Here is a 15353-nt window from a genome sequence, read left to right as displayed (position 1 = left end):
GAGCGGTGGTGCACGGGCTCGCTGCCGCCGCCGGTTGCTCAGCGTCGCCGACGAGCCAGGGGCCGTGGCGTCCCGGGCGGGCGCAATCCCGCCCGGATCGGGCTCGTCATGCACTGCGGGCATCGGCGTGGCCGTGACGGGCGAGGATCGCCTCGCGTTCGGTGTTGGTACGGGCCTTCAGCAGCGCCCGGGCGAGCGCGCCGTACCGGGCGACGTCGACCTGAGGCTTCGGCGCCGTTGCCGTCGGCACGTCGACGCGACCGGGTCGGTCCTGGTGCGGGACGTCGTCGCCGCCTAGCCGAGTCGCGGGCGCGCGCCGCAGGATGCGGGCGGCGCCGGGCCTCTCCCCCGCTGGCTCTTCAACGGGCCCGGGGATGCGTTCGGCGGTCAGCTGTGCGCAGGCCTTGCATGGCGCTTCCAGGTCGAGGTGGTGGCCGTCCTCGCAGCGGACGTCCGGGCAGTCGATGCCCCGGCGGGTAAGTCGGATCGCGACGGCCACCGGGTCGCGCACCGGCTCGCTGGCGCTGATCCGGTAGCGCCAGTGCTCCCAGTTGCGGGCGATGCGGTCGGTGAGCTCGGCCGAACTGCGGTGCGCCATTTCGGCGGCGATCGCCGACAGCACGCGCCGAGAGCCGTGCTCGGGGACGTGCCGGGTCAGCTCGGCGGGCAGCGTCTGGTACAACTCGACGGCCGCGCGCGGCACGCGTCGCCGCTTGGGCGCCGGCCGTCCCTTGTGCGGGGTCTTCGGCTTCCCGGCCTCGGTCGTCGTGCGGGCCCGCGCGTAACGGCGGGTCTGTTCGCCTTTGGCGGGAACCTCCGGTGCCTCCTCAACTGGTGTCTCCCTGGTGGGTGACTCCTGTGGAGTGCCGGAACCTGCAAGGGCTTCCTGCCGGTTCTTGCCAGGGGCGAATGCCGTGATTTGCGAAGGGTCCTGGCGCGGCTGGATGCGCCGCCGGCCCTCGCGGGCGTAGGTCTCGGCGATCTCTGCGGACTGGTCGACGTCGAGGATGGCGTGGATCGACAGCCAGCCGCCGGGCCGCTCGGTCACCTCGACGAGCCCGGCGGCCTCCAGCTCGGTCAAGCGGCGGCGGCCTGTGGCGGCCGAGGCTCGCAGGGCGGCTCCCAGACGGCCGACGGTGGCATCGAAGGCCTTCGGCTTCCCGTCGCGGCAGGCGCGATCGACGCACGCCGCGTACAGCCGCCAGGCGTCCGGAGAGATGCGTCCGGCCGGGCGACGCCGCCCGGCCCAGACCAGGTCCAGCGTCCAGGACGGCACCGGAGCGAAGGCCTCGCCGGTCTCCCGCGGCAGCCGAAGACAAGCGTGCTTCACGCTGCGCTTCGAACCACGCGGAGCCGACCGAGACAGGTACGGGCCGCCTGCCGCAGGCGCCAGAAGCTCGCGGCGCGCGTCGTCGAGGGCGGTCGTCGACGTCCCGGCCCGCTCGGCGACGAACCGCCGGCGGGCGACCGTCGGGACACGGCCGCCGCCAAGCCCGTGCGGCATCAGCGTCTCGTACATCGACCAAGCCCACACCGCCAGGGCGCTGTGCCCGGAGGAGTAGAGCAACGATCGAGGGATCTGGACGTAGCCCCGAGGCGCCGCGGCCTGGGCGGCGGCCGCCGTCACTTTGCCCCTCCCCCCGCCTGGCAGGCCAGGCGGAGGAAGATCATTCCGCGTATATTCCGCGCCTGCTGGCACGGGCAGGCCGAGGCTGGCACACCATGGCATCCGCTGCGGCGTGCGCGACGCGCGTCGACCGCACCGTTTTCCCTGGTCAGCGCGGCATTAGAGGAAGTGGCGGAGGCGTACGGGAATCGAACCCGCCGACGACGCCGAGCGCCGTCCAAAGGTTTTGAAGACCTCGGGGGCCACCAGGCGCCCTCCCGCCTCCGCCGCTGAGCCTACTCATCCCACTGTGGTGCCACGCCAGAGGATGGCGCGTTCGGCGGCGCTCCACGCGGTGGAGGTCAGCAGGTACAGGCCCGCCGCGAGTGGAACGTACGCCGCGACCAGCACGGTGCCGAACGGCAGCAGGCGCATGACCGCCCCGACCGCTCCCGGCTGAGGAGTCTGACCCGCGAACATGCGGCGCGACGTCCACCAGGCGACCATGGCCAGCAGGACGAAGACTGCGAGGAAGACCAGGCCGTGCGGGCCGAAGGCGCCCGCCGAAAACAGCCAGCGCCGCCCGAGCGGCACGCCGAAGAGCGTCTGGGCGAGCAGCAGGTTGGCGTGGCCGCCGACGGACGGGGACAGGAACAGCCGGTAGACGACGGTGAAGACGGGCAGTTGCAGCAGGGCGGGGCCGATGCCGGCGAACATCGACGTGCCTTCGGCCCGGTACAGCGCGGTCACCTCCTGGTGGGCGCGCAGGGGGTCGTCGCGATGGCGTCTCCGCAGTTCTTCGACCTGAGGGGCGAGCCGGAGGCGGGCTCGGCCGGCGGCGGCCTGGCGGCGGCTCAGGGGAAGCAGTGCGAGGCGGACGCCGGCGGTGAAGACGACGATCGCGACGGCGGCGCTGAGGCCGCCGGTGAGCGGGTCGAGGGCGGAGGTCAGTCCGGTGACGAGGTCGTACGCGACGCGGACGGCGCCGTCGAGAACAGCGAGCATGGGAGAAGAGCCCCTTCGAGATCATGGACAGGCGGAAGGGCCGCGCCCGTCACTGGTGTCCGCCGCGTACGCGGACGCGGCAGGCACCAGTGATCAAGGAACGGCGGCGAGAACGCCTCGTCTTACGGGGCTCGGACGCGCGGGCGGCCGGGCGCGTCGGGATCGCGGAGCCGTACGAGCGCGGAGCGGCCCGCGCGGTCGCGGAGCGCGGCGGCGCGTACGGGCGTGTCCGCGGCGATCGCGGTCGGCGCATGGTGGACGGCCAGGACGATGAGCCCGGCGATGGCCAGGGTCGCGGCCGCGAAGAGGACGGCCGACGGGGTGAGCGCGTCGGCGAGATCCCACCACGCGATCATTGCCGCGACGGCCGCCGCGAGTACCCGGGCCATGCCCTGATTGACGCACTTGATCCGCGCCCGGTTCCCACGGATCCGATTTATCAGGCTCATTCCCTTGAATCCGATGTCCCCGCCCCGGTTCTCACGGATCCGATGTCCCGGACCGGTTGCCGTGGATCCGGTGTCCCGCGTCCGGTTCCCGTCGATCCGGTGTCCCCGAACCGGTTCCCGTCGATCCGGCGTCCCGGGCCGGTTCCCACGGGTCCGGTGTCCCGGGCCCGGGCGGCGGCCGCGCGGTAGGTTTCGCGGTATGGGAGAGAGCGGAGCGCTCGGGACCACCTTCCGTCTGACGCAGTACGCGCACGGCGGCGGATGCGCCTGCAAGATCCCGCCTGGGGAGCTCGAGGAGGTCGTGGCCGGGCTCATCGACGCGGAGCGCCCGGACGATCTGCTCATCGGGCTGGACGACGGCGACGACGCCGCGGTCGTGCGGATCGAGGGTGACCGGGCGGTGGTGGCCACCGCCGACTTCTTCACGCCGGTCGTCGACGATCCATACGACTGGGGGCGGATCGCGGCGGCGAACGCGCTGTCGGACGTGTACGCCGTCGGCGGGGTCCCCGTCGTCGCGGTGAACCTTCTGGGCTGGCCCCGGGACACGCTTCCGATGGAGCTCGCGCGGGAGGTCCTACGCGGGGGGCTCGACGTGGCGCGCGAGGCCCGCTGTCACCTGGCGGGCGGGCACAGCGTGGACGACCCGGAGCCGAAGTACGGGATGGCCGTGACGGGGCTGGCGGATCCGGGGCGGCTGTTGCGCCTGGACGCCGGGCGGCCGGGCACTCCGCTGTCCCTCACCAAGCCGCTCGGGGTCGGGGTGCTGAACACCCGGCACAAGGCGACGGGCGAGGTCTTCCCGGAGCCCGTCGCTGCGATGACGACGCTCAACGCCGAGGCGTCGCGGGCAGCGCTGGAGCGCGGTCACCGCTGTGCGACCGACGTGACCGGGTTCGGCCTCCTGGGGCATCTGTACAAGATGGCGCGGGCGAGCGGCGTGACGGCGGTGGTGGACTCCGCGGCCGTCCCCTATCTGGAGGGGGCGCGGGACGCCGTGCGCGCGGGATACGTCTCCGGGGGGACGCGCCGCAATCTGACGTGGGTCACGCCGCACGCCGACTTCGGCGGGGTGCCGGAGGAGGATCGGCTGCTGCTGGCCGACGCCCAGACCTCCGGCGGGCTGCTCGTCGCCGGTGAGGTGCCGGGCGCGCCGGTGGTGGGCGAGCTCATCGCCCGAGGGCCGGACGCCCTGGTCGTCCGATAGCACGATCCCCGAGGGCCGGACGCCCTGGTCGTCCGATACCACGATCCCCCTGAGGCCGGACGCCCTGGTCGTCCGCTGACGCGTTTCCGTACGTCACCGAGGCGGCACCCCGTGTGGCCGGGTCGGGGGCGGACACGGCATGATCCCAGCTGTGAGCTCCGTGCACGGTACCGACGTCGAGTACGTCGCCGACCTCGCCGGGATCTTCGTCTTCGCGATCACCGGCGCGCTGGTCGGCGTGCGCAAGCGTTTCGACGTCGTCGGCATGGCGGTGCTCGCGGAGATCACCGCGCTGGGCGGCGGGGTGCTGCGCGACCTGGTCATCGGGGACGTGCCGCCGGCGGCGTTCCGGGATCTGGGATACACGACCGTCCCGCTCGTGGCGACCGCGCTGACCGCCGTCTGGCATCCGCACCTGGAGCGCATCCGCCGAATCGTGCTGGTGCTCGACGCCGCCGGGCTGGGGCTGTTCAGCGTGGCGGGCGCGACGAAGGCCCTCGCGTTCGGGCTGGGGTCGCCGGCCGCGGCCGCGCTGGGGGTGACCACGGCCATCGGCGGCGGCATCCTGCGCGACGTGCTCGCGCGCGAAGTGCCGAACGTCCTCCACGATCGCCAGCTGTACATCGTCCCCGCCCTCCTGGGTGCGACGACCGCCACGGTCGCGTACGGCCTGGGCGCGCGCGGATACCTCGTGACGCTCGTCACGGCCGCGCTGGCGTTCGGGGTCCGGCTGCTGGCGATCCGGCTGCAGTGGCGGATGCCGCGGGCGCGCGGCCTTCGGGACCGCACGTGAAACGATTCTGTCCGGCTTCGGTCAGGCGCGGATCAGTGGGATCCAGGAGCCGAAACCTAACGTCTTAGGTTAAGGCCGGTTTGCACAGCGGGCCGCAGACTAGTTGGCTAGTACAGCTTTGTGGGGTTATGCAACGAGGGGCGGTTGTCCGTGCACGAATCACCTGAGGGCTACGGCCAGGGGCCGTACTCCAACCAACCGCAGGGTCAGGGCGGCTACCCTCCCCAGCAGCCGTACCCAGGTCAGCCAGGTCAGGGCTATGGGCAGGGCCAGCAGCCCTACCCGGGCCAGGGGGGCTATCCCGGCGAAGGCCAGCAGTCGCCGTACTACCCGAATGACCCGCAGCAGCCGTACGGCGCTCAGCCGCCCGGCGGCGGTTGGGGCGGAGGCGGAGGCGGGTACGGCCCGTCGGAGCCGGGCGGACCCGGAGGCTGGGGGCCGCCGCCGGGGGGAGGCCGGAAGAACAACGGGCCGGTCATCGTCGTGGCGATCGTGGCCGCGCTGGTCGTCCTCGGGGGTGGCATCGCGACCGCCGTGGCGCTGAGCGGCGGCGACGACAAGAAGAAGCCGCCGATCGCCGTCAGCACGTCACCGCTGCTACCGACCACGTCGCCAACGGGGGGCTACCCCACGGTCGATCCGTCCGAAAGCCCGTCGGTGCCCACGTCCTCGCCGACGCTGGACGCGGCTGCGACGGCGCAGCCGGGTGACTGTGTCAAGAACGCCGGCACGCAGTCGAAGCCGCACCTGGAGGACTCGACCTGTCACTCGGGCGCCTACAAGGTACTCAAGCGCTACAGCGGCACGTCCGACTGGGACAAGTGCAAGGGTGTCCCGGGCTACACGGCGGCGTACCGCCGGCGCAACACCTACACCTTCATGAGCTTCGTGCTCTGCATGAAGAAGCTCTGACCGGCGGGCGGGGATCGGCGCTCACGGGACGGTACGGCGCTCGCGCTGCGGGACGACGGTGTACTTCGGGTCCTCGGCCGAGGTGTGTCCGGCGTACAGCACCGCGAAGCGGGTGCACAGCGCGCCTCCGGTGAGCGACAGGCCGGCGAGGACGCCGGCCAACCGGCTCCGCCCCGCCGCGAGAGTGCCGGCCGCTCCGGCCGCGGTCAGCGCACGCCCGCAGCGCATCAGGACGCCCGCGCGTCCGATCCGGTACGGCTCGGAGATCAGTTCCGGCCGCTCGCGCATGCCGACGCCGCGTTCGAGGGCCCCGGCGGCCGCCAGTTCGAGTCCGGCGCCGAGCAGTGCCATCCGGCGGGCCGGCCCCGCTTCGCCGCGCGGCGTGGCGATCATGCCGATGGCGCCGCCGCTGGCCAGTGAGCTGCCGGTGAACAGCAGCGGCAGGTGGCGGTAGGCCTCGTGCCAGGCCGGCACGGCCGTGTCGGCCAGCAACACGCCCGTATAGGTCGCGACGATCGGCCCGGTCACCGCCGATGCCATGCCCGCCGCGCGCCCCAGCGACGGGGCGATCCCGGTGACGGCGGAGGCCGCCGCCGCCATCGTGAAGCCGCCCTGCCCGGCGAGGACCCAGGAGCCGACGCTCATCGGCGAGGTGGGCTTGAAGACCCGCAGCATGTTGAGGAACCGCTCCGGGCGGCCGAGCTCGGCGATGAGCAGCCCGGCGCCCGCCGTGCCCGCCGCCGCGGCCGTGAGCCTGCCGGTCAGCGCGAGCCTGGGCCGTCCGGTCGCGTCGGCCAGCGCCGCCATCGTCGAGGAGGCGCCCGACAGCCCGCCCAGGTAGAGGTAGGCGGGCATGTGCGGAGCCTTCCAGCGCGGCTTCTTCAGCACCGGGCGGCCGTAGTAGGAGCGGAACTCCGCGCGCGGAACCATGCGCTCCTCGCGGCCCCGCGACATCAGCGCCTCCCGAGGAACGACAGGGCCGCTCCCCCGGCCAGGGCGAGTGCGGCGCCGCCGGCCCACCGCCACATGGCCGGCAGGTCCCGGGTGGTGACGACCGGGTCCGGCGGCAGGCCGTACACCTCGGGCTCGTCGAGGAGCAGGAAGAACGCGCCCGCGCCGCCGACGCCGTCGTTCTCGTCCTCGCCGTAGAGGCGCGCCTCGGTCACGCCGTCCTCGTGGAGCGCGTCCAGCCGGGTCTGGGCGCGTTCTCGTAGTTCGTCGAGGGGACCGTACTGGATGGAGTCGGTGGGGCAGGCCTTGGCGCAGGCGGGTTCGAGACCGTCGCCGGTCCGGTCGTAGCACAGGGTGCACTTCCAGGCGCGGCCGTCGTCCTCGCGGCGGTCGATGACGCCGTACGGGCACGCGGCCACGCAGTAGGCGCAGCCGTTGCAGATGTCCTCCTGCACGACGACCGTGCCGAGCTCGGTGCGGATCAGCGCGCCGGTGGGGCAGACGTCGAGGCACGCGGCGTGGGTGCAGTGCTTGCACACGTCGGAGGCCATGAGCCAGCGGGTCTCGTCACCGTCGCCGACCGGATGCTGCCGGGTCTGCTCGACGAACGCGACGTGCCGCCACGTGCTCGCGCCGAGCGCGCCGGTGTTGTCGTACGACATCCCGGTGAGCGTGAAGCCGTCGTCGGGGATGGCGTTCCACTCCTTGCAGGCGACCTCGCACGCCTTGCAGCCGATGCAGACGGAGGTGTCGGTGAAGAATCCCCGGCGCTCGGGCGGATCGGCGTAGCCGGCGTCCTCGGCCACGTCCGGGAGCGGTCCGTACAGGCTGTTGCTCATGGTCAGTCCTCCGGGATCCCGGCCATACGTCGGTAACGGCGCACGAGGGCGCGCAGGGCCGGGCCCTGCGGGCGGCGACCGGGCTGGATGTCGCAGGTGGCCGCCTTGCTCTCCTGGATGTGGGTGTTCGCGTCGAGCGCGATCGGCAGCAGGTCGTTGGCCGAGTCGCCGCGGACGACGCCCGCGGAGCCCCAGTGGTACGGCAGCCCGACCTGGTGGATGGCGCGGCCATGGACGCGGAGCGGCCTGACGCGGTCGGTGACGAGGATCCGGGCCTCGATGGCGGTGCGCGCGGAGATGATCGTCGCCCAGCCGCCGTGGACGAGGCCGCGTTCGGCGGCCAGTTCCGGCGACACCTCGCAGAACATCTCCGGCTGTAGTTCGGACAGGTACGGCAGGAACCGGCTCATGCCGCCCGCGGTGTGATGCTCGGTGAGCCGGTAGGTCGTGACGACGTACGGGTAGACGTCGCCGCCGACGGGGTTGTAGCGGTTGCCCGGACGCGGGTAGAGCTGCCGCGTCGGGTTCGCCTGCTGCCCGTACAGCAGGTTGCGCACCGGCGACTCCTGCGGCTCGTAGTGGGCGGGCAGCGGACCGTCGACCAGGCCGCGCGGGACGAACAGCCAGCCCTTGCCGTCCGTCTGCATGATGAACGGGTCGGTCCCGGCGAGGGCGGCCTCGGCGGTGGCGCCGGGCGGCGGTTCGTACGACGGCGGCTTGGTCTTCTCGAAGTCGGGGACGTCATGGCCGGTCCACTGCTCGCCGTCCCACCAGACGTAGGCCTTCCGCTCGCTCCACGGGCGGCCCTGCGGGTCGGCGGAGGCGCGGTTGTAGAGGATACGGCGGTTGGACGGCCACGCCCAGCCCCACTCGGGCGCGACCCAGGACTGCTCCGAGCCGGGTTTGCGGCGGGCGGTCTGGTTGACGTCGTCGGTGAAGCAGCCGGAGTAGATCCAGCAACCGCTGGTCGTCGAGCCGTCCTCCTTCAGCGCGGTGAACCCGCTGAGCGTCTTCCCCTCGGCGTCGTATCCGTTGATCTCGCGGAGGACCGCCTCCGCGGACGGGTCGCGGTACGGGCCCTCCTCCGGGTAGTCCCAGGTGAGGTCGAGGACGGGCCGGTCGACCGGGTCGGCGGAGCCGGCCAGCCGCTCGCGGATCCGCAGGCCCAGGTGGTACATGAACCACAGGTCGCTGCGGGCGTCGCCCGGCGGGTCGAGCGCCTTGTGGTGCCACTGCAGGAGCCGCTGGGTGTTGGTGAACGTCCCGTCCTTCTCCACGTGGGAGGCCGCGGGCAGGAAGAACACCTCGGCGCCGATCTCCTCGGGGGTCCACTCCCCCGACTCGATCTCCGGGCCCTCCTTCCAGAAGGTCGCGCTCTCGATGAGCTGCAGGTCCCGGACGACCAGCCAGTCGAGGGAGGCGAGCCCGAGACGCTGCAGCCGGCCGGCCGCCGAGCCGACGGCGGGGTTCTCCCCCATGAGGAAGTAGCCCTTGACCTTGCCGTCGATCTGGTCGAGGACAGTCTGGTACGTGCCGTGGTCGCCGGTGATGCGCGGCAGGTAGTCGAAGCAGAAGTCGTTGTCCTCGGTCGCGGCGTCACCCCACCACGCCTTGAGGAGGCTGACCATGAAGGAGCGCTTGCGCCCCCAGAAGCCGGTGTCCCCCGCGGCGCGTTCGAGGTAGGTGTCGAGGTCCTCGTGCTGGTGGGCGTACGGCATCGGCAGGTAGCCGGGCAGCAGGTTGAACAGGGTGGGGATGTCGGTGGAGCCCTGGATGCTCGCGTGGCCGCGCAGCGCGAGGATGCCCCCGCCGGGCCGCCCGATGTTACCGAGCAGGAGCTGCAGGATCGAGGCGGTGCGGATGTACTGCGCGCCGACGGTGTGCTGGGTCCAGCCGACGCTGTACACCCAGGCGGTGGTGCGGTCCGGTCCCGAGTTCGCGACGACGGTGTCGGCGAGTTCGGCGAAGTCTCGCCGGGAGATGCCGCAGACCTGCTCGACCATCTCCGGCGTGTAGCGCGCGAAGTGCCGCTTCAGCACCTGGTAGACGCAGCGCGGATGCTGAAGCGTCTCGTCGCGGTGCTCGGCGGGACCGGTCCGGGCCGCGGTCGCCTCGTACGTCGCGCCGGGACCGTGCTCCTGGGCGATGGGCCGGTGCGGCTCCTCGTCGCCCTTCCGCTGCTCCTCGCGCGCCCCGGCGGCCGGTGCGACGTCCCCGCCGTCGGCGTACGCCCAGGTCTCCGGGTCATAGGAGTGGGTGTCGGCGTCGTAGCCGGAGAACAGCCCGTCGAGGTCCTCGGTGTCCCGGAAGTTCTCGTTCAGGATGACCGCGGCGTTGGTGTAGCGCAGGACGTACTCGCGGAAGTCGTGGCCGCCGCTCAGCACGTGATTGATCAGCGCGCCGAGCAGGACGATGTCGCCGCCCACGCGGATCGGCAGATGCCGGTGCGCCATGGCGCTCGTGCGGGTGAACCGCGGGTCGACGTGGAAGATCCGGGCCCCGCGCGCCTTCGCCTCCATCACCCACTGGAACCCGACCGGGTGGCACTCGGCCATGTTCGAGCCCTGGATGACGATGCAGTCGGCGTTGGCGAGGTCCTGCTGGAACGTGGTCGCGCCGCCGCGCCCGAAACTGGTCCCCAGACCGGGGACGGTGGCGGAGTGTCAAATACGGGCCTGGTTCTCGATCTGGATCGCCCCCAGCGCGGTCCAGAGCTTCTTGATGAGGTAGTTCTCCTCGTTGTCCAGCGTGGCGCCGCCGAGGTGCGCGAAGCCCATCGTGCGCCGGACCTTCTTGTCCTCGACGGTGTCCTGCCAGCCGGACCGCCGAGTCTCGAGCACCCGGTCGGCGATCATGTCCATCGCCTCGTCGAGGCCGAGCGGCTCCCACTCGGTGGCGTACGGCCGGCGGTACAGCACCGTGGTCTGCCGGGTCGGCGACGTGACGAGCTGCTTGCTGGCCGAGCCCTTCGGGCACAACCGGCCGCGGGAGATCGGCGAGGCGGGATCGCCCTCGATCTGGACGACCTTCTCGTCCTTGACGTAGACCTTCTGCCCGCAGCCCACCGCGCAGTACGGGCAGACGGAGTCCACTACCCGGTCGGCCGTCTCGGTGCGCGCGACAAGGGCGTCCGTGCGCCGGGAACGCGCCGCTCGGCCCCGCCCCAGCGGGTCGGCGCCGGTGAGCTGGCGGATCACCGGCCAGGCGTCGATGCCCACGTCCGCTCGTCGCTCCCTCCCGGTAGATCTCCTCCTCGCCCGCCCCTTTCCCCGTTCGCGGCTGTTGAAGCATGTTTCTCTCCGGAACCGCGGAGGGCTCGCCGGAGGTCCGGCGAGCCCTGCCGTTCAGCCCGGTTCGGTGCGCTCAGAAGGCCTTGCCGAGGTCGCGGGCGCGGGCGACCGCCGCACGGCGGCCGGCGTCCGCGTCGGCGGTGGCGAGGTTCGGCCGGAACTCCACGGCCTCGACGTCCGTGATCCCCGCCCAGCGCAGCCAGTCCTCGAAGAAGGGCCGCTGGAAGTCGTTGCCGAAGGCGGGGCCGCGCCCCTCGCCGTAGACGGCGCCGGTGTAGACGACGGCCGCCTTCTTGCCGCGCAGCAGGCCCGTGTAGCCCTTCTCCGGATCGAATGCGAAGACCAGACCGGGCTGGGACACGACGTCGATGAACTGCTTGAGGATGTACGGCACTCCGGCGTTCCACATCGGGACGCTGAAGAGGTACCGGTCGTGGGAATCGAACCGCTCGAAGGTCTCCCGCGCCGCCTGCCAGGCGTCCGCCTGCTCGCCGACCGGCTCGTCGCCCGCGAACACCGCCATCTTCGCGGCGGCAGCGGGCGGCCCGAACGCCGGCAGGCTGCCGTCCCACAGGTCGAAGGTGTCGACGACGCGCCCCGGCGCGGCCTCCTGGTAGGCGTCCAGGAAGGCGCGCGCGAGGGTCAGCGACTCGGATCGGTCACCGCGCGGAGACGCGGAGATGTGCAGCAGACGGCTCATCGGTTCATCCTTTCAATCGGACCGCAGTCCGGTTATCTGACGGCATCGGAGATTACCGGACTGTGGTCCGATTCTTCAAGCGGTACCGTCGGCTCATGGGCCGAGTGACCGTGCGACGGCGGATCGCGCACATCGACGAACGAGGACGACGAGCGATGCCCGACACGCTCGTCGTCGAGGAACCCCTCGAGATCCGCCTGGCGGGACGCCCGCTGTCGGTCACCATGCGGACGCCGGGGAACGACTTCGACCTGATCACCGGGTTCCTGTACGCCGAAGGCGTCATCCGCGCGGCCTCCGACGTCGCCGCGATGCGCTACTGCGCCGACACCGACACCTTCAACGTCGTCGACGTCACCCTCGCCGAGGAGGTACGCCCGCCGGAGGTCTCGGTGGAGCGCTCCTTCTACACGACCAGCGCGTGCGGAGTGTGCGGGAAGACCAGCATCGACGCGATCCACCAGCGGGCGGCGTACGACGTCCGGTCCGACGCGACCGTCCTCGACCCGGAGGTGCTGATATCCCTGCCGGAGACGCTGCGCCGGGCACAACGGGTGTTCGAGCGGACCGGCGGGCTGCACGCCGCCGGGCTGTTCGACGCGACCGGCGCGCTCCTCGTCCTCCGTGAGGACGTCGGGCGGCACAACGCCGTCGACAAGGTGATCGGGTGGGCGCTGAAGGACGGCCGCCTGCCGCTGACCGGCCACGTGCTCCTGGTCAGCGGCCGCGCGTCGTTCGAACTCACCCAGAAGGCCCTGCTGGCCGGGATACCGGCGCTGGCGGCCGTGTCCGCGCCGTCCTCGCTCGCCGCCGAGCTGGCGGAGGAGTCCGGCATGACGCTCGTCGGCTTCCTCCGCGGCCGCTCCATGAACGTCTACTCGGGAGCCGAGCGCCTCAAGGACTGACCGCGGCGAACCGACCACCGAGCGAGGATGGTTGGTGCCCCCGACAGGGGACTGGTGACCAGCAGGCGGCCGGTGAGGAACGATCGATCCGGCCGCGAAACGAGCGCGGCGAGCGTGGAAGTGGGCACGCGGCGAGTGCGGTGGTGAGCGTGCCGCCGTACGGTGGACGTCATGCCCGACGACACGCGAACGCGCCGGATCCGCGGCGACGGCGTCGACCTGGCGGTGTACGAGCGCGGCTCCGGGCCGACGGTGCTGCTCGTGCACGGCTACCCGGACACCCACGCCGTCTGGGACGGGGTCGCCGCGCGGCTGGCGGATCAGCCCCGACCAACCGACCCCGACCGGCCTCCCGGCCCGCCCCGACCGACCGACCTCGACCGACCTCCCGGCCGGTTCCACGTCGTGGCGTACGACGTGCGGGGTGCGGGAGCGTCGTCCCGCCCCTCGGGTCGGGAGGCGTACGGGTTCGGCCATCTCCTGGCGGACATGAGGGCCGTGCTCGACGCCGTCTCCCCCGACGCGCCGGTGCACCTCGCCGCCCATGACTGGGGCTCGATCCAGTCGTGGGAGGCCGTCCGTACGACCCCGGAGCGGTTCGCCTCGTTCACGTCCATCTCCGGGCCCTGCCTCGACCACGCGTCGCACTGGTTCCGGTCCCGCCTGCGAACGCCCTCCGGCGTGCCGACCGCCGCACGGCAGCTGCTGCACTCCTGGTACATAGCCGCCTTCCAGGTGCCGGTGGTGCCCGAACTGGTCTGGCGGCACTGGCTGGCCGGCCGCTGGAGCCGGCGCCTGGAACGGGCCGAGGGCGTCCCGGCCGGCGGCGGTCACCCCGCTCCGACGCTGCTCCAGGACGCCGTGGCGGGCCTGAACCTGTATCGGGCCAACATGCTCGGCCTGAGCCGCAGCGCGCGTCGACTCGGCGTCTCGCCGCGCGTGACCGTGCCGACGCAGGTCATCGTGCCCACCGAGGACGCCTACGCGACCCCCGCGCTGGCCGCCGAGGCCCCTCGCCCCTTCACCGAGCACCTGCGCGTACGGCCCGTCCCGATGTCGCACTGGGGGCTCCTCGCCCGGCCGGAGGAGATCGCGCGGCTCATCGGCGACCACATCGATCACACCACCGCCGCCTGACCCCCCGCGAACCGTGACGTGGCGACGCCGGGTACGCGGGTGGCGTCAAGCACGCGGCAGGCGTCTCATGAACCGCAGCGAGAGCGTCATGGAAACTAGGGCGTGTCCGGTGGGCACGCCCTAGACGAACGCGGGTCGAGGCGGTTGCGCGCCGGCGGCCTCGCGGCAGGCCGCGGCGAGCCGGGAGACGGCGTCTCGCAGGACCTCCGGCGGGAGCACGTACGGCACGCGCACGTGGTCGTCGAGGACACCGTCCACGCCGAAGGCCGTCCCCGGCACGACGTGCAGGCCGTACCGGGTCGCGGTCGCCGCCAGCGCCGTGCTCGACGTCCCCGGCAGCCGCACCCACAGCGACAGGCCGCCCGGCGGGACGGTGAACTCCCAGTCCGGGCACTCGCGACGCAGGGCGTCGACGAGGGCCGCGCGGCGTTCGCGCAGCATGGCACGCCGCTCGCCGGCCACCGCGTCCATGCGGCCGAGCAGCCCGGTGACGATCAGCTGCTCCAGCACCGGACTGGCCAGATCGACCGACTCCCGGGCCTCGACCAGCCTGCGGACGAGCGCCTGGGTCGCCCGGATCCACCCGATCCGCAGGCCGCCCCACAACACCTTCGACGCCGACCCGATGCTGATCACGCGCCCGTCGGTGTCGTGGGCTGCGAGTGGGCGCGGCCGCGCGACGTCGTCCACGGCCAGTTCGGTGAAGGTCTCGTCGGTGATGACGTACGCTCCGGTGGCCCGCGCGGCCGCCACCACCGCGGCACGGACGTCGTCCTCCATGAGCAGGCCGGTGGGGTTCTGGAAGTCGGGGATGAGGTACGCCAGCCGGGCCGCGGACTGCCGCAGTCCGCTCGTGATGAGCTCGGGGTCCCAGCCGGCGTTGACACCCGCCGGCACGAGGCGCGCCCCCGCACGGCGCAGCGCGTCGAGGGCGTGCGGGTAGGTCGGTGACTCGACGAGCACCGGATCGCCGGGGCGTACGAACGCCTGGACGACGAGGCACAGTCCATGCTGCGCGCCGGTCGTCACCAAAATCTGCTCCGGCAGGGTGGGCACGCCTCGGGCGGTGTAGCGCGCGGCGATGGCCTCGCGGAGCGTCCACAGTCCGAGCGGCTCGTAGCCGGGCCCGGGGGTGTAGCACGGGAGCTCGGCCACGGCGGCGGCGACGTCGTCCTCGAACCCGCGCGGCGCGGGCGGTGCGACGCAGGCCAGGTCGATGAGCGTCCGGTCCTCGGCGAGGCCGTGGCGCGCCGCCACGGGGCTGCCGGCGGGCAGTGCCGTCCAGCTGCCCGCGCCCTGGCGGCTCTCCACGTATCCCTCTGCGCGCAGCGCGTCGTACGCGGAGGTCACCGTCGTCCGGCTCAGTCCCAGGGCGGCCGCGAGGTCGCGTTCGGCGGGCAACCGCGTGCGGAGCGGGAGCCGGCCGTCGAGGACGAGGCCCCGGAGGCTCCGGGCCAGCGCGGCGTACAGGGGCCGGCCCTCCGGCGCGCCGCCGAGGAGCCGGGCAAGGCCGGTGGCATTGATTGTCCGAGACGCCATATGGCCACTTTTCCTGATTG

The 15353-nt window shown here is 72.6% G+C and carries 13 protein-coding genes and 1 tRNA gene; 5 read left to right on the top strand and 9 right to left on the bottom strand.

What is annotated here, in order from left to right:
- Nucleotides 1-106: 106 nt before the first annotated feature.
- The 4 genes from AB0I04_RS05095 to AB0I04_RS05080 form a co-directional block, all read right to left on the bottom strand.
- A complete protein-coding gene (locus AB0I04_RS05095; protein WP_360879208.1) occupies nt 107-1627 on the bottom strand; it encodes a hypothetical protein in 1521 nt (506 codons plus the stop codon).
- 169 nt (nt 1628-1796) lie between these two features.
- Nucleotides 1797-1892: transfer RNA gene (locus AB0I04_RS05090), tRNA-Sec, on the bottom strand.
- 14 nt (nt 1893-1906) lie between these two features.
- A complete protein-coding gene (gene yidC / locus AB0I04_RS05085) occupies nt 1907-2611 on the bottom strand; it encodes a membrane protein insertase YidC (protein ID WP_360879205.1) in 705 nt (234 codons plus the stop codon).
- Nucleotides 2612-2733: 122 nt separating this feature from the next.
- Nucleotides 2734-3060 (bottom strand): DUF6412 domain-containing protein, encoded by a 327-nt coding sequence (locus AB0I04_RS05080; protein ID WP_360879202.1) that lies wholly within the window; start codon nt 3058-3060, stop codon nt 2734-2736.
- 199 nt (nt 3061-3259) lie between these two features.
- Here AB0I04_RS05080 and selD point away from each other — a divergent pair, with 199 nt between their 5' ends.
- The 3 genes from selD to AB0I04_RS05065 all read left to right on the top strand — a co-directional run bounded on the left by selD (nt 3260) and on the right by AB0I04_RS05065 (nt 5972).
- Nucleotides 3260-4267: a selenide, water dikinase SelD gene (gene selD / locus AB0I04_RS05075; protein ID WP_360879199.1), complete on the top strand. Its 1008-nt coding sequence runs from the start codon at nt 3260-3262 to the stop codon at nt 4265-4267.
- Between the two features lie 151 nt (nt 4268-4418).
- Nucleotides 4419-5060: a trimeric intracellular cation channel family protein gene (locus AB0I04_RS05070; RefSeq protein ID WP_360879196.1), complete on the top strand. Its 642-nt coding sequence runs from the start codon at nt 4419-4421 to the stop codon at nt 5058-5060.
- Between the two features lie 150 nt (nt 5061-5210).
- Nucleotides 5211-5972, top strand: coding sequence for a hypothetical protein (locus AB0I04_RS05065; protein ID WP_360879194.1), 762 nt, complete (start codon nt 5211-5213; stop codon nt 5970-5972).
- Nucleotides 5973-5993: 21 nt separating this feature from the next.
- On the opposite strand, the gene nrfD is transcribed toward AB0I04_RS05065, so the two are convergent.
- The 4 genes from nrfD to AB0I04_RS05045 all read right to left on the bottom strand — a co-directional run bounded on the left by nrfD (nt 5994) and on the right by AB0I04_RS05045 (nt 11752).
- Complete coding sequence (nrfD, locus tag AB0I04_RS05060) at nt 5994-6926, bottom strand: NrfD/PsrC family molybdoenzyme membrane anchor subunit (RefSeq protein WP_360879191.1); 933 nt, start codon at nt 6924-6926, stop codon at nt 5994-5996.
- Entirely contained in the window at nt 6926-7762 is an 837-nt protein-coding gene (locus tag AB0I04_RS05055; RefSeq protein WP_360879188.1) for a 4Fe-4S dicluster domain-containing protein, read from the bottom strand. Before AB0I04_RS05055 ends, nrfD begins: the two co-directional genes overlap by 1 nt.
- A gap of 2 nt (nt 7763-7764) precedes the next feature.
- A complete protein-coding gene (gene fdh / locus AB0I04_RS05050) occupies nt 7765-10980 on the bottom strand; it encodes a formate dehydrogenase (protein WP_360879185.1) in 3216 nt (1071 codons plus the stop codon).
- A gap of 145 nt (nt 10981-11125) precedes the next feature.
- A complete protein-coding gene (locus AB0I04_RS05045) occupies nt 11126-11752 on the bottom strand; it encodes an NAD(P)H-dependent oxidoreductase (protein ID WP_360879183.1) in 627 nt (208 codons plus the stop codon).
- 95 nt (nt 11753-11847) lie between these two features.
- On the opposite strand from AB0I04_RS05045, the gene fdhD reads away from it, so the two are divergent.
- The gene (gene fdhD, locus AB0I04_RS05040) at nt 11848-12657 is read left to right on the top strand and encodes a formate dehydrogenase accessory sulfurtransferase FdhD (RefSeq protein ID WP_360879180.1); all 810 of its coding nucleotides are present in this window, start codon (nt 11848-11850) and stop codon (nt 12655-12657) included.
- 171 nt (nt 12658-12828) lie between these two features.
- Entirely contained in the window at nt 12829-13794 is a 966-nt protein-coding gene (locus AB0I04_RS05035; RefSeq protein ID WP_360879177.1) for an alpha/beta fold hydrolase, read from the top strand.
- A 120-nt stretch (nt 13795-13914) separates the two neighbouring features.
- Here the strand turns inward: AB0I04_RS05035 and AB0I04_RS05030 are convergent, their stop codons facing one another.
- The gene (locus AB0I04_RS05030; RefSeq protein WP_360879174.1) at nt 13915-15333 is read right to left on the bottom strand and encodes a PLP-dependent aminotransferase family protein; all 1419 of its coding nucleotides are present in this window, start codon (nt 15331-15333) and stop codon (nt 13915-13917) included.
- Between the last annotated feature and the right edge of the window lie 20 nt (nt 15334-15353).

It is taken from the genome of Actinoallomurus sp. NPDC050550, from assembly GCF_040655075.1.
Lineage (GTDB): Bacteria > Actinomycetota > Actinomycetes > Streptosporangiales > Streptosporangiaceae > Actinoallomurus.
The sequence above is the reverse complement of the archived record's forward strand: the minus strand, read 5'-3'. Positions and strand labels throughout refer to the sequence as shown.

Bases quoted from the DNA above. Each gene is read 5' to 3' on its own strand.
- nrfD (WP_360879191.1), bottom strand. From the start codon at position 6,926: ATGTCGCGGGGCCGCGAGGAGCGCATGGTTCCGCGCGCGGAGTTCCGC.
- yidC (WP_360879205.1), bottom strand. From the start codon at position 2,611: ATGCTCGCTGTTCTCGACGGCGCCGTCCGCGTCGCGTACGACCTCGTC.
- fdhD (WP_360879180.1), top strand. From the start codon at position 11,848: ATGGGCCGAGTGACCGTGCGACGGCGGATCGCGCACATCGACGAACGA.
- AB0I04_RS05030 (WP_360879174.1), bottom strand. From the start codon at position 15,333: ATGGCGTCTCGGACAATCAATGCCACCGGCCTTGCCCGGCTCCTCGGC.
- AB0I04_RS05045 (WP_360879183.1), bottom strand. From the start codon at position 11,752: ATGAGCCGTCTGCTGCACATCTCCGCGTCTCCGCGCGGTGACCGATCC.
- AB0I04_RS05055 (WP_360879188.1), bottom strand. From the start codon at position 7,762: ATGAGCAACAGCCTGTACGGACCGCTCCCGGACGTGGCCGAGGACGCC.
- selD (WP_360879199.1), top strand. From the start codon at position 3,260: ATGGGAGAGAGCGGAGCGCTCGGGACCACCTTCCGTCTGACGCAGTAC.
- AB0I04_RS05080 (WP_360879202.1), bottom strand. From the start codon at position 3,060: ATGAGCCTGATAAATCGGATCCGTGGGAACCGGGCGCGGATCAAGTGC.
- AB0I04_RS05035 (WP_360879177.1), top strand. From the start codon at position 12,829: ATGCCCGACGACACGCGAACGCGCCGGATCCGCGGCGACGGCGTCGAC.